The 26,458-nt window shown below is 64.2% G+C and carries 23 protein-coding genes, 1 tRNA gene and 2 pseudogenes; 19 read left to right on the top strand and 7 right to left on the bottom strand.

The window, feature by feature from the left end; all coding sequences use genetic code 11:
• Positions 1–1,299 carry an NAD(P)/FAD-dependent oxidoreductase gene (locus tag LB543_RS12350; RefSeq protein ID WP_181182920.1) on the top strand — a complete coding sequence of 433 codons (1,299 nt, stop codon included), beginning with the start codon at positions 1–3 and terminating at the stop codon, positions 1,297–1,299.
• Positions 1,300–1,526: 227 nt separating this feature from the next.
• Here LB543_RS12350 and LB543_RS12345 read toward each other — a convergent pair whose 3' ends face one another.
• Positions 1,527–2,297 carry an IclR family transcriptional regulator C-terminal domain-containing protein gene (locus LB543_RS12345; protein ID WP_224614288.1) on the bottom strand — a complete coding sequence of 257 codons (771 nt, stop codon included), beginning with the start codon at positions 2,295–2,297 and terminating at the stop codon, positions 1,527–1,529.
• Between the two features lie 120 nt (positions 2,298–2,417).
• Between LB543_RS12345 and LB543_RS12340 the strand changes: the two genes are divergently transcribed.
• From LB543_RS12340 to LB543_RS12295, 9 genes and pseudogenes are all read left to right on the top strand, one after another.
• Complete coding sequence (locus tag LB543_RS12340; RefSeq protein ID WP_224614287.1) at positions 2,418–3,275, top strand: CoA transferase subunit A; 858 nt, start codon at positions 2,418–2,420, stop codon at positions 3,273–3,275.
• A complete protein-coding gene (locus LB543_RS12335) occupies positions 3,272–4,066 on the top strand; it encodes a CoA-transferase subunit beta (RefSeq protein WP_224614286.1) in 795 nt (264 codons plus the stop codon). Before LB543_RS12340 ends, LB543_RS12335 begins: the two co-directional genes overlap by 4 nt.
• A 1-nt stretch (position 4,067) precedes the next feature.
• Positions 4,068–5,273 (top strand): 3-oxoadipyl-CoA thiolase, encoded by a 1,206-nt coding sequence (gene pcaF / locus LB543_RS12330; RefSeq protein WP_224614285.1) that lies wholly within the window; start codon positions 4,068–4,070, stop codon positions 5,271–5,273.
• 372 nt (positions 5,274–5,645) lie between these two features.
• Positions 5,646–6,677: a BMP family protein gene (locus LB543_RS12325; protein ID WP_140761585.1), complete on the top strand. Its 1,032-nt coding sequence runs from the start codon at positions 5,646–5,648 to the stop codon at positions 6,675–6,677.
• A gap of 156 nt (positions 6,678–6,833) precedes the next feature.
• Positions 6,834–8,180: pseudogene (locus LB543_RS12320) on the top strand (ABC transporter ATP-binding protein); the annotation flags it as partial.
• Positions 8,181–8,645: 465 nt separating this feature from the next.
• A complete protein-coding gene (locus tag LB543_RS12310; protein ID WP_224614284.1) occupies positions 8,646–9,701 on the top strand; it encodes an ABC transporter permease in 1,056 nt (351 codons plus the stop codon).
• Positions 9,698–10,642, top strand: coding sequence for an ABC transporter permease (locus LB543_RS12305; RefSeq protein WP_224614283.1), 945 nt, complete (start codon positions 9,698–9,700; stop codon positions 10,640–10,642). The genes LB543_RS12310 and LB543_RS12305 overlap by 4 nt, the downstream gene beginning before the upstream one ends.
• A 137-nt stretch (positions 10,643–10,779) precedes the next feature.
• Positions 10,780–10,935 carry a hypothetical protein gene (locus LB543_RS12300; protein WP_140751827.1) on the top strand — a complete coding sequence of 52 codons (156 nt, stop codon included), beginning with the start codon at positions 10,780–10,782 and terminating at the stop codon, positions 10,933–10,935.
• Positions 10,936–11,068: 133 nt separating this feature from the next.
• Positions 11,069–12,010, top strand: coding sequence for an LLM class flavin-dependent oxidoreductase (locus tag LB543_RS12295; protein ID WP_224614282.1), 942 nt, complete (start codon positions 11,069–11,071; stop codon positions 12,008–12,010).
• 6 nt (positions 12,011–12,016) lie between these two features.
• On the opposite strand, the gene LB543_RS12290 is transcribed toward LB543_RS12295, so the two are convergent.
• Complete coding sequence (locus LB543_RS12290; protein WP_140761598.1) at positions 12,017–12,703, bottom strand: cysteine hydrolase family protein; 687 nt, start codon at positions 12,701–12,703, stop codon at positions 12,017–12,019.
• 295 nt (positions 12,704–12,998) lie between these two features.
• Between LB543_RS12290 and exbB the strand changes: the two are divergent.
• From exbB to LB543_RS12275, 3 genes and pseudogenes are all read left to right on the top strand, one after another.
• Positions 12,999–13,909: pseudogene (exbB, locus tag LB543_RS12285) on the top strand (tonB-system energizer ExbB).
• Positions 13,910–13,921: 12 nt separating this feature from the next.
• Positions 13,922–14,389 carry a TonB system transport protein ExbD gene (gene exbD, locus LB543_RS12280; RefSeq protein WP_224614281.1) on the top strand — a complete coding sequence of 156 codons (468 nt, stop codon included), beginning with the start codon at positions 13,922–13,924 and terminating at the stop codon, positions 14,387–14,389.
• A 177-nt stretch (positions 14,390–14,566) separates the two neighbouring features.
• Positions 14,567–15,325, top strand: coding sequence for an energy transducer TonB (locus LB543_RS12275; RefSeq protein WP_224614280.1), 759 nt, complete (start codon positions 14,567–14,569; stop codon positions 15,323–15,325).
• A gap of 165 nt (positions 15,326–15,490) precedes the next feature.
• Here the strand turns inward: LB543_RS12275 and LB543_RS12270 are convergent.
• Positions 15,491–15,566 (bottom strand) — tRNA-Ala (locus tag LB543_RS12270).
• A 148-nt stretch (positions 15,567–15,714) separates the two neighbouring features.
• Here LB543_RS12270 and LB543_RS12265 point away from each other — a divergent pair.
• Together LB543_RS12265 and LB543_RS12260 are read left to right on the top strand one after the other, a co-directional pair.
• Positions 15,715–16,008 (top strand): YggT family protein, encoded by a 294-nt coding sequence (locus tag LB543_RS12265; RefSeq protein WP_015315112.1) that lies wholly within the window; start codon positions 15,715–15,717, stop codon positions 16,006–16,008.
• Between the two features lie 7 nt (positions 16,009–16,015).
• Positions 16,016–16,339, top strand: coding sequence for a DUF167 domain-containing protein (locus tag LB543_RS12260; protein WP_224614279.1), 324 nt, complete (start codon positions 16,016–16,018; stop codon positions 16,337–16,339).
• 3 nt (positions 16,340–16,342) lie between these two features.
• Here the strand turns inward: LB543_RS12260 and LB543_RS12255 are convergent, their stop codons facing one another.
• The 3 genes from LB543_RS12255 to LB543_RS12245 are packed head-to-tail and all read right to left on the bottom strand — an operon-like array spanning position 16,343 to position 19,084.
• Positions 16,343–17,224, bottom strand: a complete 882-nt coding sequence (locus LB543_RS12255; RefSeq protein WP_140811118.1) for a MurR/RpiR family transcriptional regulator — start codon at positions 17,222–17,224, stop codon at positions 16,343–16,345.
• A 16-nt stretch (positions 17,225–17,240) separates the two neighbouring features.
• The gene (locus tag LB543_RS12250; protein ID WP_224614278.1) at positions 17,241–18,311 is read right to left on the bottom strand and encodes an ABC transporter ATP-binding protein; all 1,071 of its coding nucleotides are present in this window, start codon (positions 18,309–18,311) and stop codon (positions 17,241–17,243) included.
• A 2-nt stretch (positions 18,312–18,313) separates the two neighbouring features.
• Positions 18,314–19,084 carry an SDR family NAD(P)-dependent oxidoreductase gene (locus LB543_RS12245; protein ID WP_224614277.1) on the bottom strand — a complete coding sequence of 257 codons (771 nt, stop codon included), beginning with the start codon at positions 19,082–19,084 and terminating at the stop codon, positions 18,314–18,316.
• A gap of 181 nt (positions 19,085–19,265) precedes the next feature.
• On the opposite strand from LB543_RS12245, the gene LB543_RS12240 reads away from it, so the two are divergent.
• The 4 genes from LB543_RS12240 (at position 19,266) to LB543_RS12225 (ending at position 24,216) form a co-directional block, all read left to right on the top strand.
• On the top strand, positions 19,266–20,492 hold the full coding sequence (locus LB543_RS12240) for an ABC transporter substrate-binding protein (RefSeq protein ID WP_224591855.1): 1,227 nt from the start codon (positions 19,266–19,268) through the stop codon (positions 20,490–20,492).
• A gap of 394 nt (positions 20,493–20,886) precedes the next feature.
• Positions 20,887–21,756 (top strand): carbohydrate ABC transporter permease, encoded by an 870-nt coding sequence (locus LB543_RS12235; RefSeq protein WP_224614276.1) that lies wholly within the window; start codon positions 20,887–20,889, stop codon positions 21,754–21,756.
• Positions 21,753–22,577, top strand: a complete 825-nt coding sequence (locus tag LB543_RS12230; protein ID WP_224614275.1) for a carbohydrate ABC transporter permease — start codon at positions 21,753–21,755, stop codon at positions 22,575–22,577. Before LB543_RS12235 ends, LB543_RS12230 begins: the two co-directional genes overlap by 4 nt.
• Positions 22,578–22,656: 79 nt before the next feature.
• On the top strand, positions 22,657–24,216 hold the full coding sequence (locus LB543_RS12225; RefSeq protein ID WP_224614274.1) for a M81 family metallopeptidase: 1,560 nt from the start codon (positions 22,657–22,659) through the stop codon (positions 24,214–24,216).
• A gap of 116 nt (positions 24,217–24,332) precedes the next feature.
• Here the strand turns inward: LB543_RS12225 and LB543_RS12220 are convergent, their stop codons facing one another.
• Entirely contained in the window at positions 24,333–26,387 is a 2,055-nt protein-coding gene (locus LB543_RS12220; RefSeq protein WP_224614273.1) for a M3 family metallopeptidase, read from the bottom strand.
• Positions 26,388–26,458 lie beyond the last annotated feature (71 nt).

Here is a 26,458-nt window from a genome sequence, read left to right as displayed (position 1 = left end):
ATGGCATCTTCGACGGGTTTCAATTCCGGTCTCGATATCGGCAAATCCTATTATGTCGCGACCGCCAATCCGGCGCCGGACCATCTGGCGCTGATCGGCGATGTCGAGGCGGATCTGGTCGTCGTCGGCGGCGGCTGCACCGGCCTGTCGGCCGCCCTTCACGCCGCCGAGCGCGGGCTGAAGGTGGTGCTGCTCGAAGGCGGCAGGATCGGCTGGGGTGCATCGGGCCGCAATGGCGGCCAGATGATCCCCGGCCTGCGCAAGGGCGCCAAGGGTCTGGTCAAGCTCTACGGACCCGAGCAGGCCAAGGTGCTGTTCGACCTCGCCTTCGAGGCGCGCGGGCTGGTGCTCGACATCATCAAGCGTAACGCCATCGATTGCGATCTCAGGCTGACCGGCCATCTGGTCGGCGCGGTCAATGGCTCCGACCTCAAGGATTTGGAAGAAGAAGCCAAGTGCCTCGAGAGCGTGATGAAATTCCGCGAGGTCGAGATTCTCTCGGCGGCAGAGGCTCGGGCCAAGGTCGACACGCCCTATCACGGCGCGATGTATGAGCCGCTCGGCGGCCACATGCATCCGTTGAACTACACGCTCGGGCTTGCCCGCGCGGCTGTCGCTGCCGGCGTCACCATCCACGAGAATTCAGTGGCGGTGAAATTGGAGCGCGAACCCTCGATCCGGATCTCGACGGCAAAGGGATCGGTGCGGGCCAGACATGTCGTGCTGGCCGGCGATGCGCTGCTCAACGGGCTGGAGCCGCGCGTCAACAGCCGCATCATGCCGGTCGGCAACTATATCGTCGCCACCGAGCCGCTGGAGGGCGCTCGCAACGTCATCCCGGCCAATGTCGCGGTGTCCGACACACGCTTCGTCGTCAATTATTACAGGATGTCGGCGGATGGACGCCTGCTGTTCGGCGGCGGCGAGCGCTACACGCCGTCACCGCCGGCCGACATCGCTGGCTTCGTGCGGCCGCACATGGAAGGCACCTTCCCGCAGCTCAAGGGATGCCGCATCGACCATGCCTGGGGCGGACTGGTGTCGGTGACGACGTCGCGGCTGCCGCATGTCGGGCACTATGGCGAGGTCTATTTCGCACATGGCTATTCCGGCAAGGGCGTCATCCTGTCGACACTGTCAGGCAAGCTGCTGGCAGAGGCGATCACCGGCGATGCCTCGCGGCTCGACTTGTTCTCGACACTAAGTCCGATGCCGTTCCCGGGTGGGACGGCCTTGCGCGGGCCGCTCTATGTGCTTGGGATGCTGTGGTACGCGATGCGGGATAGGATCAAGCATTGAGGGGGCGCTTATTTTAGACGCTGACGGGCCAGCGCCCCCCCTCTGCCCTGCCGGGCATCTCCCCCTCGAGGGGGGAGATTGGCAGTTTTGACTTCAGCGCCTCTTCTTCGGAGGTGAAAAATTGGCGAGGCGATCGCGACATCCGATCTCCCCCCTTGAGGGGGAGATGCCCGGCAGGGCAGAGGGGGGCGCCGGCCCGCCGACGCCGGAAAGCATAACAAGGCTTCTCAGACCACAAAAAAGTCCTCGACACGCTGCCTGGCCTCAAGCAGCGCAGGCAAAATCTCCCGCTCCATCTCCGCGACGGAAAACCGTGCCGACTGGGTCGAGACATTGATCGCCGCGACCGTGGGTCCAGCCTTGTCGCGGATCGGCACGGCGATCGAGCGCAGGCCGAGTTCCAGTTCTTCGTCGACGACGGCGAAGCCATCCGTTCCAGCCTTGCCGATGGCCTCTGCGAGCAATGACCTGTCGGTGATCGTCTTCGGCGTCCAGCTTTCGATGGTTGCGCGGCTAAGAAAGGCGTCCAATTCCGCTGGTGTCAGCCCAGCCAGCAGCATCCGCCCCATCGAGGTGCAATAGGCGGGCAGTCTGGTGCCGACGTCGAGCGACACGCTCAAGATGCGCCGCCCGGGAATGCGAGCGACATAGACGACATCCTCGCCCGACAGGATCGCCGCCGAACAGGCCTCGTTCAACTGCGCCGCCACCGCGCGCATGATGGGCGCGGCGAAGGTCCATAGGGAAGTGCCGGCGAGCCAAATTCGGGCAACGCTCAGCAGGCGCGGCGAGAGTGAAAACACACGGGCCGACTGGGTGGCATAGCCGGTGGCAACCAGAGTGAGAAGGAAGCGCCGGGCACCGGCGCGGGTCAGACCCGCTTCCTCGGCCATCTCCGTCAGCGTCATGCCCGAGGGGTGCCGGGCCAGGATCTCCATCACGGCAAGACCGCGCTCGAGCGAGCCGACATGATCACGGGAAACGGTCTCTTCGTCCATCTCGTCCTCTGACAAAGCGATTTCGCCAGCATTGACTCCGCCTGGAAGCAGGCGCAGAAAGTATCACATGCAATACTTATGTTCGCAATGCGAACTTTTTGAATCGTGAGGGTCGCCGCGATGGTCAAGTTCCTGCCGCTCAAACAGGCCGTGGCCGAGAACCTGGGCCATGGCGATACGGTCGCCTTCGAAGGCTTCACCCATCTGATCCCGACAGCCGCGGCGCATGAGGCGATCCGCCAGGGGTTCCGCGACCTGACCCTGATCCGCATGACGCCCGACCTGATCTACGACCAGATGATTGGCATGGGCATGGCGAAGAAAATCGTCTTCTCCTATATCGGCAATCCCGGCGTCGGCCTGCTGCGACGCGCCCGCGATGCGATCGAGAATGGTTTTCCCCGGTCGATCGAGGTCGAAGAGCATAGCCATGCCGGCATGGCCAATGCCTATGAGGCGGGCGCGGCGGGCCTGCCTTGCGCTGTCTTCCGCGGCTATCGCGGCGCCGGGTTGGCTGATGTAAATCCGAACATCAAATCTGTCACCTGTCCGTTCACCGGCGAGGCGCTGGCGGCCGTGCCTTCGATCCGACCCGACGTCACCTTCATCCACGCACAGAAGGCGGATAGAAAAGGCAATGTGCTGGTCGAGGGCATCATCGGCATCCAGAAGGAAGCCGTGCTGGCGGCCAAACGCGCGGTGGTAACGGTCGAGCAGGTGGTCGACAATTTCGACGATCTGCACCCGAACCTGACCGTGCTGCCGCGCTGGACCCTTTCGGCGATCGCGGTGGTGCCCGGCGGCTCGCACCCCTCCTACGCGCATGGCTATTACGCGCGCGACAATGCGGCTTATCTGGAATGGGACGAGATCGCCGCCGACCGGGAAAAATTCCAGGCGTGGATGCAGGCGCACGTCATCGAAAGAACCGCCGACGATTTCGCGGCCCGCGTCGAGCATCTGAGGAAAGCGGCATGAGCGAGCTCGCCTTTACCCCCAACGAGATGATGACGATCGCCGCCAGCCGTGCGTTGAAGAACGACGATGTCTGCTTCGTCGGCATCGGCGCGCCATCGGCCGCCTGCAACGTCGCGCGGCTGACCCATGCGCCCGACATCACGCTGATCTACGAGAGCGGCACGATCGGCACCGCGCCCGACGTGCTGCCGCTGTCGATCGGCGATGGCGAATTGTGCGAAACCGCCATCACCACCGTCGCGGTGCCGGAGATGTTCCGCTACTGGCTGCAGGGCGGCCGCATTTCCATCGGTTTTCTCGGTGCGGCGCAGTTCGACAAGTTCGGCAACATCAACACGACCGTCATCGGCGACTATTTTCATCCCAAGACAAGGTTGCCAGGCGGCGGCGGCGCACCGGAGATCGCGACGTCTTCGAAGGAGGTCTATATCACCATGGCGCAGACCAAGCGCGGCATGGTCGAGAAGATCGATTTCTTCACCTCCTTCGGCCATGGCGAAGGCGGCGATCATCGCAAGCGGCTTGGCATCGACACCGCTGGCCCGACATTGCTGATCACCGATCTCGCTATCTGGAAGCCGGATTTGGTGACCAAGGAATTCACTGTCGTGTCACTGCATCCCGGTGTCACCCGTCAGCAGGTCCAGGAGAGCTGTGGCTGGGTGGTCAAGTTCGCCGAGGCGCTTGACGAAACACCGGCGCCAAGCGAACTCGAACTGAGGACATTGCGCGACCTGCAGGCCCGCACCAAGGCGGCGCATGAGGGGACCGGAAAAGGGAAGGCTGCCTGATATGGCCGAGGCCTATATTTGCGACTACATCCGCACGCCGATCGGCCGCTTCGGCGGTTCGCTGTCTTCGGTGCGTACCGATGACCTTGGCGCCATCCCGCTGAAGGCTTTGCTCGAGCGCAATCCCGGCATCGATTGGCAGGCGGTCGACGACGTCGTCTATGGCTGCGCCAACCAGGCCGGCGAGGACAACCGCAACGTGGCACGCATGGCGCTGCTGCTGGCCGGCCTGCCCAAGGAAGTCCCCGGCTCGACCGTCAATCGCCTGTGCGGCTCAGGCATGGATGCGCTGACCATCGCCGCGCGCACCATCAAGGCCGGCGAAGCGGAACTGATGATCGCGGGCGGTGTCGAATCGATGAGCCGTGCGCCCTTCGTCATGCCCAAGGCCGACACGGCGTTTTCGCGCAATGCAGAGATTTACGACACAACCATCGGCTGGCGCTTCGTCAACCCGCTGATGAAGAAGCAGTATGGCGTCGATTCGATGCCGGAGACAGGCGAGAACGTTGCCGAGGACTTTGGCGTGTCGCGCGCGGACCAGGATGCCTTTGCCGTGCGCAGCCAGGACAAGGCGGTCGCGGCACAAGCCAATGGCCGGCTGGCGAAGGAGATCACTGCGGTGACGATCCCGCAGCGCAAGGGCGATGCGGTCATCGTGTCGAAGGATGAACATCCCCGCGCCGGCACCACGGTCGAGACGTTGGCCAAACTGCCGACGCCGTTCCGGCAAGGCGGCACCGTGACGGCGGGCAATGCTTCCGGCGTCAATGACGGCGCGGCGGCACTGATCGTTGCGTCGGAAGCGGCTGTCAAGAAATACGGGCTGACGCCGATCGCCCGTATCCTTGGCGGTGCGGCCGCCGGGGTGGCGCCGCGCGTCATGGGCATCGGTCCAGCGCCGGCGACGCAAAAACTGTGCGCGCGGCTCGGCCTGACGCCGCAACAATTCGATGTTATCGAACTCAACGAAGCCTTTGCCTCGCAAGGCATCGCCGTGCTGCGCCAGCTCGGCATCGCCGAGGATGCCGAACACGTCAATCCGAATGGCGGCGCCATCGCGCTCGGCCATCCCCTGGGCATGTCGGGCGCCCGCATCTCGGGGACGGCCGCACTTGAGTTGCGCGAGCGCGGCGGCCGCTACGCGCTGGCCACCATGTGCATCGGCGTTGGCCAGGGCATCGCCGTGGCGCTGGAGCGGGCCTAAGCAAATCGCTTCAGGTAACCTTGTCGAAGCCGGCGCCGCCCCTCATCGCCCTGCCGGGCTCTCCCCGTATAGTGACGGAGAGAAGGGGGCTGGCCGCAGGCTGGCGCTTTTTCCTGCAACGCCGACAATTGGCGAAACCATCCATGACAGCACCCTCTCCCCGTCACTATACGGGGAGAGGGTGCCGGCAGGCAGGTGAGGGGCAGCGGAACCTGAAGCGATTGGCCTCTGGTTGCCCCTCCTTGAATAATGGCAGCGGCTCGCTCCGCCAAATTTGACCATGTGGACAAAAGTCCGGACCCGTTCCATAGTTCCCCGTCTGATTTTTGGAACGGCCGGCTCGACACGGCCGTCGAACAGAGGGGCACTTCAATGGAAAACCGGAACAACAAATCTCCTTCGATGCGCGCGGGCCTGTCGCGACGCAATGTGCTGGAGCTGGGCGGGCTTGGCCTGGCGGCGGCGATGCTGCCAGGTGCGGCCTTCGCGGCCGGCAAAAAACTGAAGGTCGCGGCGATCTTCGCCACGCCGATCGAGGAACCCTGGGACAACCAGATTCACGTCGCGCTGCAGAAGGCCGAGAAGGAACTGGGCATCGAATACAAATGGTCCGAGAAGGTGCAGACCGCCGACTTCAGCCGCGTCATGCGCGAATATGCGCAGGGCGGCTATCAACTGGTGCTGGGCGACGCCTTCGCCGCCGAGCGTGAATCGCGCCGCACGGCAAAGCAGTTCCCCAAGACCGCCTGGCTGTTCGGGTCGGGCGCCGGGCCGGCCGAACCCAATTTCGGCGTCTTCGACAACTGGATCCATGAGCCCGCCTATCTCTCCGGCATGATCGCCGGCAAGATGTCGAAGTCGGGCACGGTCGGCGCGGTGGCGGCGATGGGCATTCCGGAAGTGAACCGGCTGGTCAACGCCTTCTTCGCCGGCGCCAAGGAGGTCAATCCGAACGTCAAGAAGAAGGTCGCCTTCATCGGCTCCTTCTTCGATCCGCCGAAGGCCAAGGAAGCCGCGGTGGCACAGATCGATGCCGGCGTCGATGTCATCTATGCCGAACGCTTCGGCGTCATCGAGGCGGCGGTGGAGAAGAAGATCTTCGCCATCTCCAATATGTCCGACCAGTCGAGCCTCGGCCCCGACACGGTCATCACCGGCCCGGTCTGGGACATGTACCCGACGGTCGAGCAGGCGATCAAGCTGGTCAAGGCCGGCGTCTACACCGCGCAGGATTACGGCGATTTCTCGCGCATGGCCAAGGGTGGCTCCTATCTGGCGCCCTTCCACAAGTTCGACAAGACCTTGCCCGCCGAGGTCAAGGATCTGGTCGAGAAGAAGAAGGCCGAGATCCTGGAAGGCAATTTCCGGGTGGATGTGGACGAGAACACGCCGGTTTCGGATTGAGGGTTGTTGGCGAGGGGCGGTGTGTGGCGCCCCCCTCTGCCCTGCCGGGCATCTCCCCCTCGAGGGGGGAGATTGGCAGCGTCTCCGGCGGTTTTTTTGAAGTTTGGAGACTGGCGAAAGCCTACATGACACCCGATCTCCCCCCTTGAGGGAGAGATGGCCGGCAGGCCAGAGGGGGTGCAGCGCATCCCTATCAAGCTGAATCGCAGCCAATTCTTCCCAGGAGCACTCTTGCCCGCCCCACTCATCGAAATGCGCGGCATCACCAAGAGGTTCGGCGCCGTCAAGGCGAACGAGGCTGTGGACCTCAGCGTGGCGCCGGGCGAAATCCTCGGTCTGCTCGGCGAGAATGGCGCCGGCAAGACGACATTGATGAACGTGCTGTTCGGCGCTTACGCGCCGGATGCCGGCGAGATCCTGATCCAGGGCCGGCCGGTGCGGATTACCAGCTCGGCCGACGCGCTGGCCGCCGGCATCGGCATGGTGCATCAGCATTTTCATCTGGCACCACGGCTCACCGTGCTGGAAAATCTGCTCATCGGCATTCCTGGCAAATCGGGGCGGATCGATCGCGCCGGCGGGCTGGCGCGGCTGGCTGAAATCAGCAGCCAGCACGGGCTGACGCTTGATCCGAACCTGCCGGTCTCGGCGCTGTCGGTCGGCGAGCAGCAGCGGCTGGAAATCGTCAAGGCGCTGTTTCGCGGCGCCAGGCTCTTGATCCTCGACGAACCAACGGCGGTGCTGGCGCCGAGCGAGGTCGACGGGCTGTTCTCGGCGCTACGCTCCATGGCGGCGCAAGGGCTGGGCATCATCTTCATCTCGCACAAGCTCAACGAGGTGCGGGCGCTGACGCATCGCTGCACGGTGCTGCGGCATGGCCGTGTCGCCGGGCGGGTAGACGATCCCGCCAACACGACATCGGCCGCAATGGCGCAATTGATGTGCGGCCATGAAATCGTGCCACCGGCGCGCGGGCCATCGAGACCGGGCGAGGCAGTACTCACCCTCGATGGCATTTCGACCTCGAAGCATTCGGGCACGGCGCTGCGCGATGTGTCGCTTGCGGTTCGTGCCGGCGAAATCCTCGGCATTGCCGGCGTCTCCGGCAATGGCCAGCGGGCACTGGCGGAGGTCATCTCGGGCACGCGCGCGCCCGACAGTGGTCAAATGACGATAGCCGGCAAACAGGTCGTGCAATTCTCGCCGCGCGAGGTGCAGGCGCTCGGCCTCGGCCGCATCCCAGAAGACCGCATGACGACGGGGCTGGTCACCAATTTGCCGCTTGCCGATTCCATGGTGCTGCCGCGCATCGGCACATCAGCCTTCTCCGCAAAGGGGCTGCTCAAGCCGGATGCGATCCGCACTTTCGCCGAAGAACAGATCAAGGCCTATGATATCAGATGTCCCGGACCTATGACGCGGGCCGGCGCGCTGTCCGGCGGCAATCTGCAGAAGGCGCTGCTGGCGCGCGAGCTTGCCTTTGACCCGAAGGTTCTGATCGTCTCGCAGCCGACGCGTGGGCTCGACATTGGTGCGGCCCGCTTCATCCACGAAAAATTCCTCGACATGCGCGCCAAGGGCTGCGGCATCGTCGTCATCGGCGAGGATCTGGAGGAGCTGCTGGTGCTCTGCGACCGTATCGCGGTGATGTATGAGGGTCGCATCGCCGGCACGCTCGACAGCGCCGATGCCACAATCGCGCGGCTTGGCCTGCTGATGACCGGCGCTGAGGGGAGCGCTTAGAGTGATTGAATTTTCAGACGCTAGCGCTGCCCCTCACCTGCCTGCCGGCATCCTCTCCCCGTATAGAGACGGGGAGAGGGGCGCTATCATCGATGGTTTCGCCAATTTTCCAGGAGGCGCAGAAAGCCGCGACAGCTCCCTTCTCCCCGTCTCTATACGGGGAGAAGGTGCCGGCAGGCGGATGAGGGGCGGCACTGACATCCGGCAAGCAGAGGGCCACGGCTGATGTTTCGCCTGGAAGCTCGTACCTCCACACCCGCCTGGTTCAATCTGGCGCTACCGCTGCTGGCGATCGCGGCCACTCTTGTCCTGTGCAGCGGCCTGATAGCTCTGGCCGGGGCCGGTGTGCTCGAGTCCTACGGCGGGATGTTCACGGCCTCGCTCGGTGACAGCTACGCCATCACCGAAACGCTGGTGCGGGCCGCACCGATGATCTTCACCGGGCTCGCGGTGGCTGTCGCCTTCCGTGCCAAGTTCTGGAACATCGGCGCCGAGGGGCAGTTGCTGGCCGGCGCGGTGGCGAGCTGCTTCGTCGGCGCCATCCCGATGCCGGGGCCGCTCGCCATGCTGCTGATGGCGCTGGCGGGTGCGGCGGCGGGTGCGGCGGTCGCGCTGGTGCCGGCGACGCTGCGTGTAAAATTCAAGGTCGATGATGTGGTGAGTTCTTTGCTGCTCAACTCGGTTATCTACTATGCGCTAATGGCGCTGATCGAGGGGCCGTGGAAGGACAGCTTCAGCGGCTATCCGATCTCGCCGCCGATCGAGGATTCGGCCAACTTCCCGGTGCTGATCGAAGGCACGCGGCTGCATCTCGGTGTCGTCGCGGCGCTGATCGCGGCACCCCTGATCTGGTTCCTGATCGTGCGCACGACGCTCGGCTTCCGGATCAGGGTCACCGGCGAAAATCCGGAAGCGGCCAGATATGGCGGCATCCATGTCGAGCGGGTGCTGATCTCGACGGCGCTGCTGTCGGGCGCTCTGGCTGGGCTAGCCGGCGTCGGCGAGGTCGGCGGCGTGCATTTCCAGGTGATGAGCGATATCTCGCCGGGCTACGGCTATTCCGGTATCGTCGTCGCCATGCTGGCGCGGCTCAACCCGCTCGGCGTCGTGCCGGCTGCGATCTTCCTTGCCGCCGTGATGACGGGGGCCGAGGCGATGTCGCGCGCGACCGGTGTACCGGCCTTCCTCAGCGATGTCATCCAGGGCACGGCCCTGCTCGCCATGCTGGTGGCGCTGCTGTTCACCGCCTATCGCATCCGCCGCGTCGGAGCCATCGGATGAGCGCGGTATTCGAACAGATTTTTCAGGTTGGCTTTCTCGCCGCCATCATCCGCATCGCCACGCCGCTGGCCTTTGCCACGCTTGGCGAAATGTTCTCCGAACGGGCCGGCGTGCTCAATCTCGGCATCGAAGGCATCATGCTGCTCTGCGCGATGACCGGCTTCACCGCCACCAGCCTCAGCGGCAGCCTGTGGCTCGGCGTGCTGGTTGCGGTGTTGACCGGCATGCTGATGGGCACGCTGCATGCGCTGTTCACGGTGGCGCTCGGCCTCAGCCAGCATGTCTGCGGCATCGGCGTCACGCTGTTCTCGTCGGGGCTTGCCTATTTCCTCTACCGGCTGATCTTCGGCCAGCAATCGGTGCCGCCGAGCATTAAGGGTTTTCAGACACTGCCGATCCCGATTTTCTCAGATATTCCCGTGCTTGGCCCGGCGGTGTTCAACCAATTCGTGCTGGTCTACATGGCGATCCTGGCCATTCCGCTGGCGGCCTTCGTGCTCTACCGCACGCCCTGGGGCCTGTCGGTGCGCATGGTCGGCGAGAATCCGCGCGCCGCCGATTCGGCGGGTGTGAGCGTCATCGCCACGCGCTTCCAGGCTGTCATTCTCGGCGGTGCCTTGATGGGTCTGGCAGGCGCCTTCCTGTCGATGGCGCAATTCAACGCCTTCACCTTCGGCGTGGTGTCCGGACGCGGCTGGGTGGCGATCGCGCTGGTCGTGTTCGGCCGCTGGGATCCGTGGCGCTCGGCGGGTGCGGCGCTGCTGTTCGCCTTCGTCGATGCGCTGCAACTGCGCATGCAGGCGAGCGGTTTGGGGCATATCCCTTACGAGGCATTCCTGATGCTGCCGTTCATCTTCACCATCGTTGCCATGGCCGTCATGTCACGCAACGCGGTGGCACCGTCGGCGCTGCTGAAGCCGTTTCGACGGGAGGAGCGGTAAGGGCGCGAACCCACGCCCACAGCAACTTCACACCAATCTTTGGCGTTTCATGAGAAAATAATTCTGCCAGTGGCCCAAAAATAGCAATCGACAAAGTCTACAAGTTTTATAGATTAATCGGCGAGACGGAGGTCGCGATGTCCTATATCCAGAACGCCCAGACCGACAGCAACGGCCAGAGGCTGGCGAATGCCCAGGGCTTCCGCCCGGCCTATGCCGGCGCTTTCGCCTATCTCGTCTTTGCCCTTGCGTTCGTGTTCACCGGGGCAGTCGTGCTGGGCCTTATCCCCTAAGGGATCGACAGGGGCTGTTGCCCCACAGCTTTCAGGCAATCGGAGTTGAATGAACCGTATCCCGGAGTGCTTTCGCGCGCCTGAGGATTCGCATTTCACAGCATCGGTGATTCCAGCAATGGAGGAGATGACAATGCCGACCGAATTCACACATGTTCCCGGCAAGACCGCCGACGCGGCGGTTCCTTTTTTCTATCACTTCGCCGAGACCGCGACCAAGCTCGGGCTGATCGAGGATAGCGGGTTCCAGAAGATCGTCGTCGACGATTCGGCCGGGCTGCTGACCAACATGGATATTGCGTCCCAGGTGCTCGACCGCACCGCTTCGCTGGAAGTGGTGCTCACCCATTGGGCCGGCGTGATCGAACCGACGGTGGCTGCCCGCCAGCTGGGGTCCATCGACAGGGCGGGCGGCGGACGGCTGGCGCTCAGGATGATCAGCGAGCCGCTGAACGATGACGACGCCGACACACGGCCGGTCGGACATGGCGTCGTCTGGCAGCGCATCGACGAATATCTGGTGCTGTTAAAGCGTCTGTGGTCGAACGATCGGCCCTTCGATCACGAGGGCGCGTTCTACAGCATCAAGGACGGTTATGTGCCGCGCAAGAGCCCGCATGGCGCCGACCTCGTGATCCGTATGGGCGGGCAGTCCGGAACGGCGCTGAAGGTGGCCGGCCGGCATGCCGACGTCTTCGAACTAGCGCCGGGATCGATCAACGATATCAGGCAATTGATGGAGCGGGCGCGTGGCGCCGCAGCCGAACATGGCCGCGCCGGCAAACTACGCTTCGCGCTTCCGGTCAGGATCCACGAAGGTGTTTCCGCCGCCGGCCACAAGGCGGTCGACCTCTCCGGGCCGCCGGCCCAGGTCGCGCTGTCGCTGCTTGCTTATGCGGCTCTCGGCATCGATGAATTCATGATCGTCGGCGTTGATACGCCATGCGAGATCGCGACGGCCGGCCGGGAAACACTAGCGCTGCTGCGCAACTCGCTGGCACGCCGCGAAGTCAGCGAACTCCAGCCTGGAGCTTACGCGCCTCGCCCAGGGTTAGAGACGCGGGCAGCGAGCTGAAACCCATCAATCGTCAGTTGCTTCAGGTCTGTCGCCAAGACGCGACAAGCCAGCGATGACGGCGTCCGAATCGGCCAGCACGCCGAAGACGCCGTCCTCGACCGTCACCATGTGCAACGCCGCTTCATGCGCCCTTTGATCGCCGCTGGCGCAGGCGTCCGAGATCGTCAGGCACTGGAAATTGCGGTCACAGGCCTCGCGCAGCGTGGTGTGGACGCAGACATCCGTCGTGCACCCTGAAAACATCAGATGGGCGATGCCTCGCGCACGCAGCACAAGCTCGAAATCCGTATAGGTGAAAGCGCTGTTGCAGGTCTTGTCGACGATGATGTCGTGCGGCGCGACATCGATCTCCGGAACGATCTGGAACCCTGCGCCCGAGCGCAGCAGGACATCGGTGCCGTCGAGGCCGGCGCGCTTGCGGCGCCATTTCTCATAGGGTGTCATGTCGGCCATGTCGGTACGATAACCCTGCCTCGTGTGGATGACCGTGACGCCGGCTTTGCGCGCGGCCGCGATCAGGCGGTTCACCGTGGGCAGGATCGCCCGCAGCGGCGAGGGGTCATACCCCTTCCTGGCGAAATAGCCCGATGTCGACAGGAAATCCTGTTGCAGGTCGATGACGATCAACGCGGTGCTTTCGGCGACCAGCCTGCCGTCATAGGGGTAGTCGAAAGGTATTGCCTTGATCATCCGGAACTCCTTGCCGCCGGATCACTCTAGCGAGTTCGCATCGATGCGGCGATGCGGCGATGCGGCGATGCGGCGATGCCGGATGCCCGGCATCGTACGGCCTGGGGCGGATATCGCAGACCACCGGCGTCGTGGCGTTTCAGGGATATTACGGCGCATTCCCAAATTCTTGAGAATGAAGTCATCTTTAATGTTGACTAATAGGTTCATGTTTCATAGTCAGCCGGGGCACCTGCCTGCGGTAGCCGGGATTGGAACGCGGCGGCCGCGCTGGAGAAATGCAAGGAAGAAGCTCGTGTCGAGACATGGTTTGTTGGCGGCGTTGGTCGCATCGGTGATCCTGGCGGCGACCGGCGCGATGGCCCAGGAGCAACCGGCTGGTACTGTTCCAGCAGTCGAGGCACCTGCGCCGGCACCCGCTACCCCGGCGGCTGCAGCACCGGCGACATCTGCGCCCGCGCTGCCGGCGGGGGCGACGCCTGCTGGGGCGATAGAGCTGAACTTGCCGCACGATTTGTCGCCATGGGGCATGTTCATGGCCGCCGACATCATCGTGAAGGGGGTGATGATCGGACTGGCCTTCGCGTCGCTCGTCACCTGGACGATATGGCTGGCCAAATCGCTGGAGATTTTCGGCGGCAAGCTGCACGTCCGCCGTGCCGTCCGCGCGATCGGCGATGCCGCGACGTTGAAGCAGGCGAGCCGCGCGCTCGACCGCAGCGGCGGCCCCGGCGCGCTCCTGGTGCGGGCAGTGGAAGAAGAGACCGCGCTTTCGGCCGGTGCGCTCGACCATGTCGGCGGAGACGGGTTGAAGGAACGGGTCAGCTCGCGCCTGTCGCGCATCGAAGCGGCGGCGTCGCGGCGCATGTCGCGCGGCACCGGCCTGCTGGCGACGATCGGTTCCACAGCGCCTTTCGTCGGCCTGTTCGGCACCGTCTGGGGCATCATGAACGCCTTCATCGGCATTTCGCAGGCACAGACCACCAATCTCGCCGTGTCGCGCCAGGCATCGCCGAGGCGCTGCTGGCCACCGCGATGGGCCTGGTGGCGGCAATTCCGGCGGTGGTGATCTACAACGTCTTTGCCCGCTCGATAGCCGGCTACCAGCAGATCCTGGCCGACGCCTCGGCGGGCGTCGAACGGCTGGTCAGCCGGGACCTCGATTTCCGCACCGTCGCACCCGCGACGGCGCTGGCGGCCGAGTAGCGGAGCAAGGCCATGGGCAGCCGGATCCGCCAGACCATGGACGACGATTTCGAGGAGAACCACGAGATCAAGGTCACGCCGTTCATCGATGTCATCCTAGTGCTCCTGATCATCTTCATGGTCGCCGCGCCGCTGGCGACGGTGGATGTCAATGTCGACCTGCCCGGCTCGACGGCAACGCCGGCGCCGCGCCCCGAGACACCGCTTTTCCTGACCTTGAAGGATGATCTCACGCTCGCGATCGGCAATGACGCCGTGCCGCGCCCGGCTTTTGCCGCCACGCTCGACAGCCGCACCAAAGGGGACAAGCAGACGCGGATCTTCCTGCGCGCCGACAAGGCGGTCGCCTATGGCGACCTGATGGAGGCGATGAACCTGCTGCGCGGCGCCGGCTATCTGAGGGTCGCCCTGGTCGGCCTGGAGGCCGCGCCCGCCGGTGATGCCGCCGCATCGGTGCCAGGCGCAACGGCCGCACCATGACACGATCGGCGGCCTCGCCCACGGTGGCGCTGTCGCGCTTCGGCTGGCGCGACCTTGGCCTGTGGGCATGTGCGGCCTTGCTGATGCTTGGCGCGCATGTCGCGGTCGCTTATGTCGTGCAGAAATTCGGTCCAGTCGAACCGTCGGATAGCGGACCGCCGGCCCCCGGTGATCGAAATGGCGCCGATGATGGTGGCACCGGCGGTGCCCGAACAGGCAGCGATGCTCGACGGGGCCATTCCCGACCAGACCGAGCCGTTCGAAGAGACCGAGAAGACCGCCGAGTCCGAGCCCGGCAAGGTGGTCGAGCAAGCGGAGCCTGTTGCCGAGCCGGAAACGGTGCCGCCGGACGGGCCTACGGAGATCGCGAAGGCCGAACCGGTCGACCGGCCGCCGCTGGAGGAGGTCGTCCCCGATACTGTCGAGACCGTCGCGCCGGAGGTTGTCGTTCCGCTGCCGCAGGCAAGGCCGACGGAGCGGCGCAAGGAAAAGAAACCGACCGAAGCCAAGGTCAAAAAGCCTGTCGACAAGCCCAAGCCAAAGCCGAAGAAGGAAAAGGCGGAACCGCCGAAGACGGCAAGTGCCGCGGGCGCCGAGGCCAGGCTCGCCGCGAAGGCGGCGGCGCCGAGATCCGCGCCGGGGTTTTCGGGTCTCAGCCCGGCCAAATGGGAATCGCGGCTGACGGCGTGGATCAACCGCCACAAGCGCTACCCGCGTGCCGCGAGATCCCGGCGCGCGCAGGGCAATGTGAACGTGACTTTCACGATGGACCCGTCCGGCCGGATCCTGTCGGCCCGGGTCGTCCGTTCGTCCGGCGATGCCGAACTCGACCGTGCCGCGCTCGCGGTGCTGCAGGGTGCCACCGCGCCGGCGCCGCCGCCGGAACTCGGCTCGCGCGTCAGCCGTACGGCGCCATTCGTGTTCAGGTTGAATTGAACGGTGTCTATCGCTGGCTCAGCGACTGGCAGAGCGCCTCGACCTGGCAACGCGAAATCGCATCTGGTCATTTTTGGGGGCATTGACGCCGTGTGACGCATCTCGACGTATCGGATGACGTTTGGGCGTTGCCGCGCGGGAAAGGCGGACAATCGATTATTCCGCTGGTGGAGCTGAGGAGGATCGAACTCCTGACCTCGTCATTGCGAACGACGCGCTCTCCCAGCTGAGCTACAGCCCCGTCCAGCGGATGGCGCATTTATCGGGCGACGCGGTTTCCTGTCAAGGCGGCGCTTCACCGAAAACCCGACAGCCGGTCACATGGGTGGAACCTGCCCTTGCCGGTTTGGCGCGTAATGGCTACATGTCGGCAACAATTGGAGACCGGCATGCTCGCCCTCATTCAAACCATCGTCATGGCGCTCGACCTCTATTGGTGGGTCATCATCGCCTCGGCGATCTTTTCCTGGCTCTATGCCTTCAACGTCGTCAACTCGCGCAACCAGTTCGTCGGCAGCATCGGCAACATGCTCTACCGGCTGACCGAGCCGGCGCTGCGGCCGATCCGCCGCTTCATGCCCGACCTTGGCGGCATCGACATCTCGCCGATCATCCTGCTGCTGATCCTGTTCTTCCTCAGGCAGTTCATTCTCACCACGGTGGCGCCGCTGCTGCTGGCCTGACGATCGCATGAGCGCGCCGTTCCGCATCCGCGAGAACGGCGTCGATCTGTTCGTGCGGCTAACGCCGAAGTCTTCCGTGGACCGGCTCGAAGGCGTCGAAACATCGGCGGACGGACGAAGTCACGTGAAGGCGCGGGTCCGCGCCGTGCCGGAAAACGGCGCCGCCAATCAAGCGCTGGAGAAGCTGGTCGCCAAGGCGCTGGGCGTGCCGGTATCGGCCGTTTCGGTCTTTGCCGGCGGCACGGCCCGGCTCAAGACGCTGCGCATTGTGGGTGATCCGGAGGCGCTGGCAAGAAGTGTCGAAGCGCTCTGCGATCAATCCTCTGCCTGAAGTTCAATCTCCCAGCGGCAAACGCGGATCGTCCACCTTCAGCGTGTTCACGCTCTGCTTGATGCGGCGCAGGTTCTCTAGCACCTTCGGGCCGCGCGTCTCGGCGACCGATGTCACGATCATGTCGACGATCGCCAGCAGCGCGTAGCGCGACGATGTCGGCTTGTAGATGTTGCCGTCCTCGAGCGGCTGCAGGTGGATGACCGTGTCGGCGGCCTTGGCCAATGCGGAGTCGGGCGCGGTGACGGCCACCGTGGCGGCGCCATATTGCTGGGCGACCTGCACCGCCTCGATGACCGAGCGCGCGTAGCCGGAGACCGAGAAGGCGACCACGGTGGTGTCCGGCGTGGCGACGGCGGCATACATGCGCTGCAGTTGCCCGTCGATCTGAGCCAGCACCGGCAGGCCGAGCCTGAACAGCCGGTTCTGCATCTCGGTAGCCATCATCGAGGAAATGCCACCCGAACCGATGCACAGCACATTGCCCGATGCCGCAAGGCGCGCGGCGACGTCGACCAGCGTCGTCATGTCGAGATTCTCGCTGGCGCGCTGGATGGCTGTGACAGCCGCTTCGGTGATGGCCGATGCGATGCGCTGCTCGCGGGCGTCGCGGCTCAGCGGTTCCGGCGACAGATACTGGCCGCCGATGGCGATGGCCTGCGCCAGATAGAATTTGAAGTCGCGCAGGCCCTCGCAGCCGAGATTGCGGCAGAAACGGGTGACCGTCGGCTCACTGACGCCGACGCGCGCGGCGATCTCGGAGATCGCGGCCTTGGAGGCGAAGTCGAGATCGGACAGAACGAGGCTCGCCAGCCGGCGATCCGACTTGGTGCCGTCCTGCGACATCAGCTGCAGCCGCGTGATGATGTCGGCAGGCGTCTTCATATCAGCGTTTCCGTCGTCATCTCAGCGGCAGGCCCGTCGCCGTGTCGAACAGATGGATGTTGCCGGGATCGACGGAGACCGGCAGCAGGTCGCCTGGCCGGACCGGCAGCCGGTCGCGGAACACGGCGCGTACCGTATCAGTGCCAATGGCGCCGTAGACATGGGTTTCGGAACCGGTCGGCTCGACGACATCAACCTTGAGCGTCATGGCATCGGTGGCTTCACCGACGATGAAATGCTCGGGCCGGATGCCCGCCTCCACCGCACTGCCTGCCGGCACCGGCTTGCCAGCGAGCGCAAGCCGGCCGCCGCCGACCGACTCGAACCAGGTTTTCTCGGGCGTCGTCTTGAGGGCACCGGACACAAAACTCATCGACGGCGAGCCGAGGAAGCCGGCGACGAACTTGTTGGCCGGCCTGTCGTAGAGCTCCAGCGGCGCCCCGACCTGTTGGATCCTGCCGCGATCCATCACGACGATGCGGTCGGCCATGGTCATGGCCTCGATTTGGTCGTGGGTGACGTAGACGATGGTCGATTTCAGCCGCTGGTGCAGCGCCTTGATCTCGGTGCGCATCTGCACGCGCAGCTGTGCGTCGAGATTGCTGAGCGGCTCGTCGAACAGGAACACCGAGGGTTCGCGCACGATGGCGCGGCCCATGGCGACGCGCTGGCGCTGGCCGCCCGAGAGCTGGCGGGGATAGCGGTCGAGGTAAGAGAACAGGTTGAGGACGCCGGACGCCTTCTTGACCTTCTGGTCGATGGCCGTGCGGTTCTCGCCCCGGATTTTCGGACCGAAGCCGATATTGTCGGAAGCCTTCAGGTGCGGGAACAGCGCATAGGACTGGAACACCATGGCGATGTTGCGCTGTTGCGGCGGCAGGTCGTTGGCGCGCGTGCCGCCGATCAGGAGATCGCCGGAACTGATGGTCTCCAATCCTGCCAGCATGCGCAGCAAGGTCGACTTGCCGCAGCCGGACGGACCGACCAGCACGACGAACTCGCCGCTCTTGATGTCGAGGCTGATCTCCTCGAGAATCTTGTGCTGGCCGAAGGATTTCGACAGGTTGCGAAAATCGACGTCGGTCATGGTCACGCTCCCAATATGTCGTCGATGAACGGCAGGCAGCCGGCCGTCAGCCCCGCATCCACGGGCATCACCACCCCTGTTACGCCCGAGGCCCGGTCGGAAGCAAGGAAAGCCACCGCTTCGGCGACTTCCGAGGCGTTGACGATGCGGCCGAGCGGATAGAGCCGCTGCAGCTTGCCGATTATGTCAGGGTTCTTGGCGAGGCGATGGTCCCAGGCGGCGGTGCGGATCGATCCGGGGCAGACCACATTGGCGCGCACGCCGTTGCGGCCGAGTTCGACGGCGATCGATTTGGCATAGGCGTTGATGCCGGCCTTGGCGGCGGCATAGGCGGGGTTGCCGAAATGCGCGATGGCGTTGACGGAAGAAATGAAGACGACGCTGCCCGAACCGCGCGCGGCCATCGCCTTGACCATGGGATCGGCGAAAATCATCACGCCGGTCAAATTGAGGTCGAGTTCATGCTCGATCCTGTCCGCCGTCAGCGCATCAAGCGTCTCGGCGCGGGTCCAGCCGGCATTGTTGATCAGGATGTCGGGAACGCCGTCCTTTTCGAGCACCGCGGCGATCGCGGCTTCGACTGAATCGCGATCAAGAAGGTCGAAGACATGGCGCGAGGCAAGGTGCGGGCTCGCCAGCGCCTCTTGCGCCCGGTCGCAGCCGACCACCCGCGCGCCCCTGCCGGCCAGCAGTGCGACGATCGCCGAGCCAAGGCCGCCACCGGCGCCGGTGACCACGACGGTCCTGCCTTCGAATTCGGCTCTCGAAACCACGGCGCTTGCTCCTCCCGCAGGTCAGGCAGATGCCGGGAGGCTAAAGAACGAGATGTAATTAAGCAACATATTAATCCGCTTGCGCGCGGCGAATTCATCGATAATGTAGGAAAGTCACATAAATCTTGTGTCAGCACCGGCACAAGGAGCGCGAATGCGCGAAACAAATGGGAGAGATCGGATGAACCTTGCAAAATGGACTGCCGGCCTGATGGCCGGAATGGGCATGCTGGCCTTCGCGGCGCAGGCAGAGGCCGGCGAAGTGCGGGTTACCGTCGCGGAATACAGCGCCAAGACCGGCCCCTACTTCGAGCAGGTGAAGAAGGAGTTCGAGGCGAAGAACCCTGGCATCACGGTCAAATTCGAGGTGGTGCCGTGGGATGTGCTGTTGCAGAAGCTGACCACCGACATCACCGCCGGTACCAATGCGGATCTCTCCATCATCGGCACGCGCTGGCTGATCGACTTCGTCCAGCAGGATGTGGCCGAGCCGCTCGACAGCTATATCACGCCCGAATTCAAGGGCCGCTTCATCGACACCTTCTTGTCGCCCTCGATCATGGGCGGCAAGACCTACGGCCTGCCGATCGCCGCCTCGGCGCGCGCCATGTATTACAACAAGGATCTGTTCGAAAAGGCCGGCATCGCCAAGCCGCCGGCAACCTGGACCGAACTGCAGGAGGATGCGCGCAAGATCAAGGCGCAGGGCGCCTTCGGCTTCGGCCTGCAGGGCAAGGAGATCGAGACCGACGTCTATTACTACTACGCGATGTGGTCGCAGGGCACCGAGATCCTCAACAAGGACGGCACGTCGGGCCTGAGCACGCCGGGCGCGCTGGCAGCCGCCAAGCTCTACAAGTCGATGATCGACGAGGGGCTGACCGAGCCCGGCGTCACCTCCAACAACCGCGAGGACGTGCAGAACCTGTTCAAGCAGGGCAAGGTCGGCATGATGATCACGGCGCCCTTCCTGTCCAACCAGATCAAGGAGGAGGCGCCGAGCCTCAAATACGGCGTGGCCGCCATTCCAGCGGGTCCGACCGGCGCGCGCGGCACCTATGGAGTCACCGACTCCATGATCATGTTCAAGAACTCCAAGAACAAGGACGAGGCCTGGAAGCTGATGGACTTCCTGTTCACCACGGAGCAGCGCGCCAAGTTCACGCAAGGTGAAGGCTTCCTGCCGGTGAACAAGGAAGAGGCCAAGATGGATTATTACGTCAACAACGCCGATCTGGCCGCCTTTACCGCACTGCTACCGGACGCCCGTTTCGCGCCCGTCATCCCGGGCTGGGAAGAAGTCGCCCAGATCACCTCGGATGCCATGCAGAAGATCTATCTCGGCGGCGATCCCGAGACAATCTTGAAGGACGCCGCGGCGAAGGCCAATGCGGTGCTGAAGAAATAGGGGCGGTGCTGAAGAAATAGGGCGTATCTCCCTGCGCCCGTGGCGCGCCCCCGACTCAGGTGGGGCGCGCCACACTTTTAGAAGAAGTATGCAGCGGTGCCTGCGATAAATGGCGAAGACCGACAAGGCAAATCGGAACAAGATCGTCGATGTCGCGCCGCCCCTCATTGCCCTGCCGGGCATTTCTCCCCGTATAGCGACGGGGAGAAAGAGGCTGGCCCCAACCTCGGCGCCCTTCTTGGACGCTGGTGATTGGCGAAATCGGCGACGAAAGCGCCCCTCTCCCCGTCACTATACGGGGAGAGGATGCCGGCAGGCAGGTGAGGGGCAGCGCAGACCGCGTGTAAGGAATTGAAGGCCACCAAGCCCACGGCAATTACGGTACACCCAGCCGATGCAAAATCGCTTCCTGCCCTATCTCCTGACCTTGCCCAGCCTGTTCCTGGCGGCGGTGGTCATCTTCTGGCCGGTCTGGGACCTGATCCAGATCGCGACGCATGACGTCAATCGCTTTGGCCAGCTGCGCGAGTTCAGCGGCCTTGCCAATTTTGCCGTGCTGACCGCCGATCCTGATTTCGTCGCCGCGCTCTGGCGCACCGGGCTTTGGACCGTGCTGGTGGTCGGCGGTGCGCTGCTGGTCTCGATCCCGGTGGCGATGATCCTCAACACCGATTTCTATGGCCGTGGCCTTGCCCGCGTCATCATCATGCTGCCCTGGGCGGTGTCGCTGACCATGACGGCGGTGGTCTGGCGCTGGGCGCTGAGCGGCGAAAGCGGCATGCTGAATTCGGCGCTGATCGGGCTTGGCCTGATCGACCACAACATCCAGTGGCTGGCACAGGCCGGCACCGCCTTTCCGATGCAGGTGCTGATCGGCATATTGGTGACGGTGCCGTTCACCACGACGATCTTCCTCGGCGGCCTGTCGTCGATCCCGGACGATCTCTACGAAGCGGCTGCACTCGAAGGAGCAACGCCGGTGCAGCAGTTCCGCGAGATCACCTTTCCGCTCCTGAAACCCTTCATCAACATCGCCATCGTGCTCAACACCATCTACGTCTTCAACTCGTTCCCGATCATCTGGGTGATGACGCAGGGCGGGCCAGCCAATTCGACCGACATCCTGGTCACCCATCTCTACAAGCTCGCCTTCCGCATCGGCAAACTGGGCGAGGCCTCGGCGGTGTCGCTGGTGATGTTCGCCATATTGCTGATCTTCACCATGATCTATGTGCGCCTCGCCATGCGGGAGCAGCGCGCATGAGCAGCAAGCTGAAGCGGACCGTCATCGCCTGGCTGCTGCTGGCGCCCTTGATCGTGGTGACGATCTTTCCCTTCGCCGTGATGTTCCTGACCGCAGTGAAGCCGCGGACCGAGGTGCTGACACCCACATGGTGGCCGAGCGAGTTCCGCTGGTCGAATTTTTCCGACATGTGGGTGGCGACCGGCTTCGGCCAGGCGCTGGCCAACTCGCTCTATGTCTCCGTGATCGCCACCGTCGGCGCCATCTTGATCTCGGTGCCGGCGGCTTACGCGATGTCGCGCTTTCGCTTCGCCGGTTACGGCGCGTTCCGCCAGTTCCTGCTGATCTCGCAGATGATCTCGCCGATCGTGCTGGTGCTCGGCCTGTTCCGGCTGATGGCCGCCTGGGGGCTGGTCGAATCGACCACCGCGCTCGGCTTCATCTACATGGCCTTCAACGTCGCGTTCACCGTGTGGATGCTGCAGAGCTATTTCGACACCATTCCGCGCGATCTCGAGGAAGCGGCCTGGATGGAAGGCGCCGGCCGCTGGCTGACCTTGCGAAAAGTGTTCTTGCCGCTCTGCCTGCCGGCGATCGCGGTGACGGCGATCTTCACCTTCATCAATGCCTGGAACGAATTCGTCGTGGCGCTCACCATGCTGCGCAGCCAGGAGAGCTACACGCTGCCGATCCAGGTCTTCTCGCTGGTCGCGGGCCGCTACACGATCGAATGGCATCACGTCATGGCGGCGACGCTGCTGGCCACCTTGCCGGTGGCGATCCTGTTCATATGGTTGCAGCGTTATCTCGTCCGGGGCCTCGCGCTCGGGGCGGTCAAGTAGCGATCCCAGCAATTCCAGGAAAAGTGCGCAGCGATTTTCCGTCCGGAATTGCGCCAAACAAGAAGTCTACGGAGCTTTCATGCGCATCTTCACCGCCTCGCTGGCGACCGAAACCAACACCTTCTCGCCGGTGCCGACCGACCGGGCCTCGTTCGAGATGGCGTTCTATGCCGGGCCGGGCAAGCATCCGGAGACGCCGACGCTTTGTTCCTCGCCGATCGTCGCGTTGCGCCGTCGCGCGGCCGCCGAAGGCCTGACCGTGATCGAGGGCACCGCGACCTGGGCCGAGCCCGGCGGCCTGGTGCAGCGGCAGACCTACGAAGCGCTGCGCGACGAGATCCTCGGCCAGCTCAAGGCGGCACTTCCGGTTGATGCCGTCATTTTGGGCCTGCATGGCGCCATGGTGGCGCAGGGTTATGACGACTGCGAGGGCGACCTGCTGGAGCGCGTGCGCGGCATCGTCGGGCCTGAGGTAGTGATCGCCTGCGAGTTCGATCCGCACAGCCATCTGACGCCCAAGCGCGTAGCGGCATCCGACATCATGGCCTATTTCCTCGAATTCCCGCACACCGATTTCTACGAGCGCGGCGAGCACGTCGTCGAGCTTGGCCTTGCCGCGGCGCGCGGCGAGATCAAACCTGTCATCTCGACCTTCGACTGCCGCATGATCCAGGTGCTGCCGACCAGCCGCGAGCCGATGCGTTCTTTCGTCGACCGCATCAAGGCGCTGCACGGCAAGGACGGCGTGCTGTCGGTCTCGGTCATCCACGGCTTCATGGCCGCCGACGTGCCGGACATGGGCACGCGCATCCTGGTCGTCACCGACAATGACAAGGCCGGGGGCGATGCGCTGGCCGAGAGGTTGGGACGTGAGCTCTATGCCATGCGCGAAACGACGGCGATGACCATGCTGAGTACGGCCGACGGCATCGAGCGGGCGCTCGCGGTGCGCGCACAGCGCAAGGACAAGCCGGTGGTCATCGCCGATATCTGGGACAATCCCGGTGGCGGGGTGCCGGGCGACGGCACCATTGTGCTGCGCGACCTCCTGGCGCGCGGCATCACAAGCGTTGGCGTGGCGACGATCTGGGATCCGATCGCGGTGACTTTCTGCCAGGCGGCGGGCGAGGGTGCGGTCATCGACCTGCGCTTCGGCGGCAAGGCCGGGCCACAGGCGGGCGAGCCGATCGACGCGCGCGTCAAGGTGCTGAAGGCTGTCAGCGAAGGCTGGCAGAGTTTCGGACCGAGCCGCGTGACATTGGGACCGTCAGCGGTGGTGCGCATCGAGGGCACTGAGGTCGATGTGATCCTGAACACCAACCGCACGCAGACCTTCGAGCCGGATGTCTTTTCCAACATCGGCGTCGATCCGCTGTCGAAAGACATTTTGCTGATCAAGTCGACGAACCATTTCTACGCCGGCTTCGAGCCGATCGCCGCCGAGATCATCTATGTCGCGGCGCCGAGTTCGTATCCCAGCAATCCGGCGGCGACGAATTATACCAAGCTGACCCGGCCAGTGTGGCCACGGGTGGCTGATCCTTGGGCAGGTGCCGCGGGCGACCCTGCCAATCTCCCCCCTCGTGGGGGAGATGCCCGGCAGGGCAGAGGGGGGCGCGAAGGATCGCGGCGCCGATAGTCTTGGGACAACAAGAAACCAACGAAGGTCGAAATCGCGAATCACAGAAAGGTCGGCGGGACAGCGCCCCTCTGGCCTGCCGGCCATCTCCCCCCTCGAGGGGGGAGATCGGCTAATCACACCAATCCCCGCTTGACCATCATCGCTTCCGGCGAAGGCATCTTTCCGCGAAACGCGGTGTAAAGCTCTTCGGGGTCCTTCGAGCCGCCGGCGGCGTAGATGTTCTTCCTCAGCCGCTCGGCCAGCGCGGGGTTGAAGGGATCGCCCGTCTCCTCGAAGGCAGCGAAGGCGTCGGCGTCGAGCACCTCGGACCACATGTAGGAATAATAGCCGGCCGAGTAACCGTCCCCGGAGAAGACATGGCCGAAATGCGGGGTGCGGTGACGCATGGCGATCGTGTCGGGCATCTCGAGCTTTGCCAATGTTTCGGCCTCGAAACGAAGCGGTGCATCCGGCGCATCGGGTCGTGCATGATAGGCCATGTCGATCAAGGCAGAGGCGGTGAACTCGACGGTGGCGAAGCCGGCGCCGAAAGTGCGCGTGGCCAGCATCTTGTCGAGCAGCGCCTTCGGCATCGGCTTGCCGGTCTTGACATGCAGCGCGTGCTTTTCCAGCACCGCCGGCACCGTCAACCAGTGCTCGTAGAGCTGCGAGGGCAATTCGACGAAGTCGCGGCTGACCGAGGTGCCTGACACCGACGGCCAGGTGACGTCGGTCAGCATGCCGTGCAGCGCATGGCCGAACTCGTGGAACAAGGTCTTCGCCTCGTCGACCGACAGCAGCGCCGGTTCGCCCGCCGGCGGCTTGGCGAAATTCATGATGTTGTAGATCACCGGCTTCGAGCCATGCCCGAGCTTGTAACCGGACTTCAGCGCGCTCATCCAGGCGCCAGAGCGCTTCGAGGGCCGCGCGAAATAGTCGGCCAGGAACAGGCCGCGCTCGCTGCCGTCGGCGTTTTTCACCACGAACACACGCGCGTCCGGATGCCAGGCGGCGATGCCCTTCTTCTCCTCGAAGGTGATGCCGAACAGCCGCGTCGCCACGTCGAAGCAGGCATCGATGACACGGTCGAGCTGCAGATAGGGTTTCAGCTCCGCCTCGTCGAAAGCGAACTTCTCGGCGCGCAGCTTCTCCTGGTAGAAGCGCCAGTCCCAGGCGGCGAATTTTTCGTTGCTGCCGGCTTCCGTCGCCAGACGCTCCAGCTCCTTCTGATCGGCGGCGGCCTTCTCCAACGCCTTTTCCCAGACCGGGTCGAGCAGCGCATGCACCGCCTTCGGCGTCTTGGCCATGGTATCGTCGAGCTTGAGCGCGGCGAAGGAGGCGTAGCCGAGCAGCTTCGCTTTCTCGGCGCGCAGCTTCAGCATGTCGCGCACCACGGTCGTGTTGTCGGACGCACCGCCATTCTGGCCGCGCATGGTGAAGGCGCGATAGGCGATCTCGCGCAGGTCGCGGCGTTCCGAGAAGGTGGTGAACGGCTCATAGATCGAGCGCGACAGGGTGACTGCGTAGCGGCCCTTCTGGCCGCGCATCTCGGCGGCCTCGGCCATCGAGCTTTTCACGAACTCCGGCAGGCCGACGAGGTCGGCCTCGTCGAGGAACAGCGCCCAGTCGCGCTCGTCGGCCAGCACGTTCTGGCCGAAAGTCGTACCGAGCGACGACAGCTCCTCGTTGATCTTGGCCAATCGTATCTTGCCGTCGGCGTCGAGCTTGGCGCCGGAACGGACGAAGCCTTTCCAAGTCTTCTCCAGGACGCGCAGCGTCTCGGGATCGAGTTTCAGGGCTTCGCGGCGCTGGTAGAGATCGTCGACGCGGGCAAACAGTTTTTCGTTCATCGAGATCGCCGAGAAGTGCCTGGACATCTTCGGCGAGATATCGCGCTCCAGCGCCTGGATCGTCTCGTTGGTGTAGGCGCCGGCGCGGCACCAGAAGATCGACGAGACATGATCGAGCGCCTCGCCGCCCAGTTCCAGCGCTGCAAGCGTGTTCTCGATGGTCGGCGCATCCTTGTTGCCTGATATCGCGTCGATCTCGGCCTCATGCGCCTTCAGCGCGGCGTCGAAGACGGGGGAAAAGTCACCGTCGCCAATATGGGCAAAATCGGGCAGGCCGAGCGGGTCTCGCCACGCGGTCAATGGATGGGCGGCGAGATCGACGACTTTCGTGGAGGGCATGGAGGGTCTTTCGCTGGCATCAGGAAGGAGGGTGTCACCGATGTAGGACGCGGTCCGCGGGCCCGCAATAT

It is taken from the genome of Mesorhizobium sp. ESP7-2 (genome assembly GCF_020164715.1).
Classification (GTDB): domain Bacteria; phylum Pseudomonadota; class Alphaproteobacteria; order Rhizobiales; family Rhizobiaceae; genus Mesorhizobium.
The sequence above is the reverse complement of the archived record's forward strand: the minus strand, read 5'-3'. Positions and strand labels throughout refer to the sequence as shown.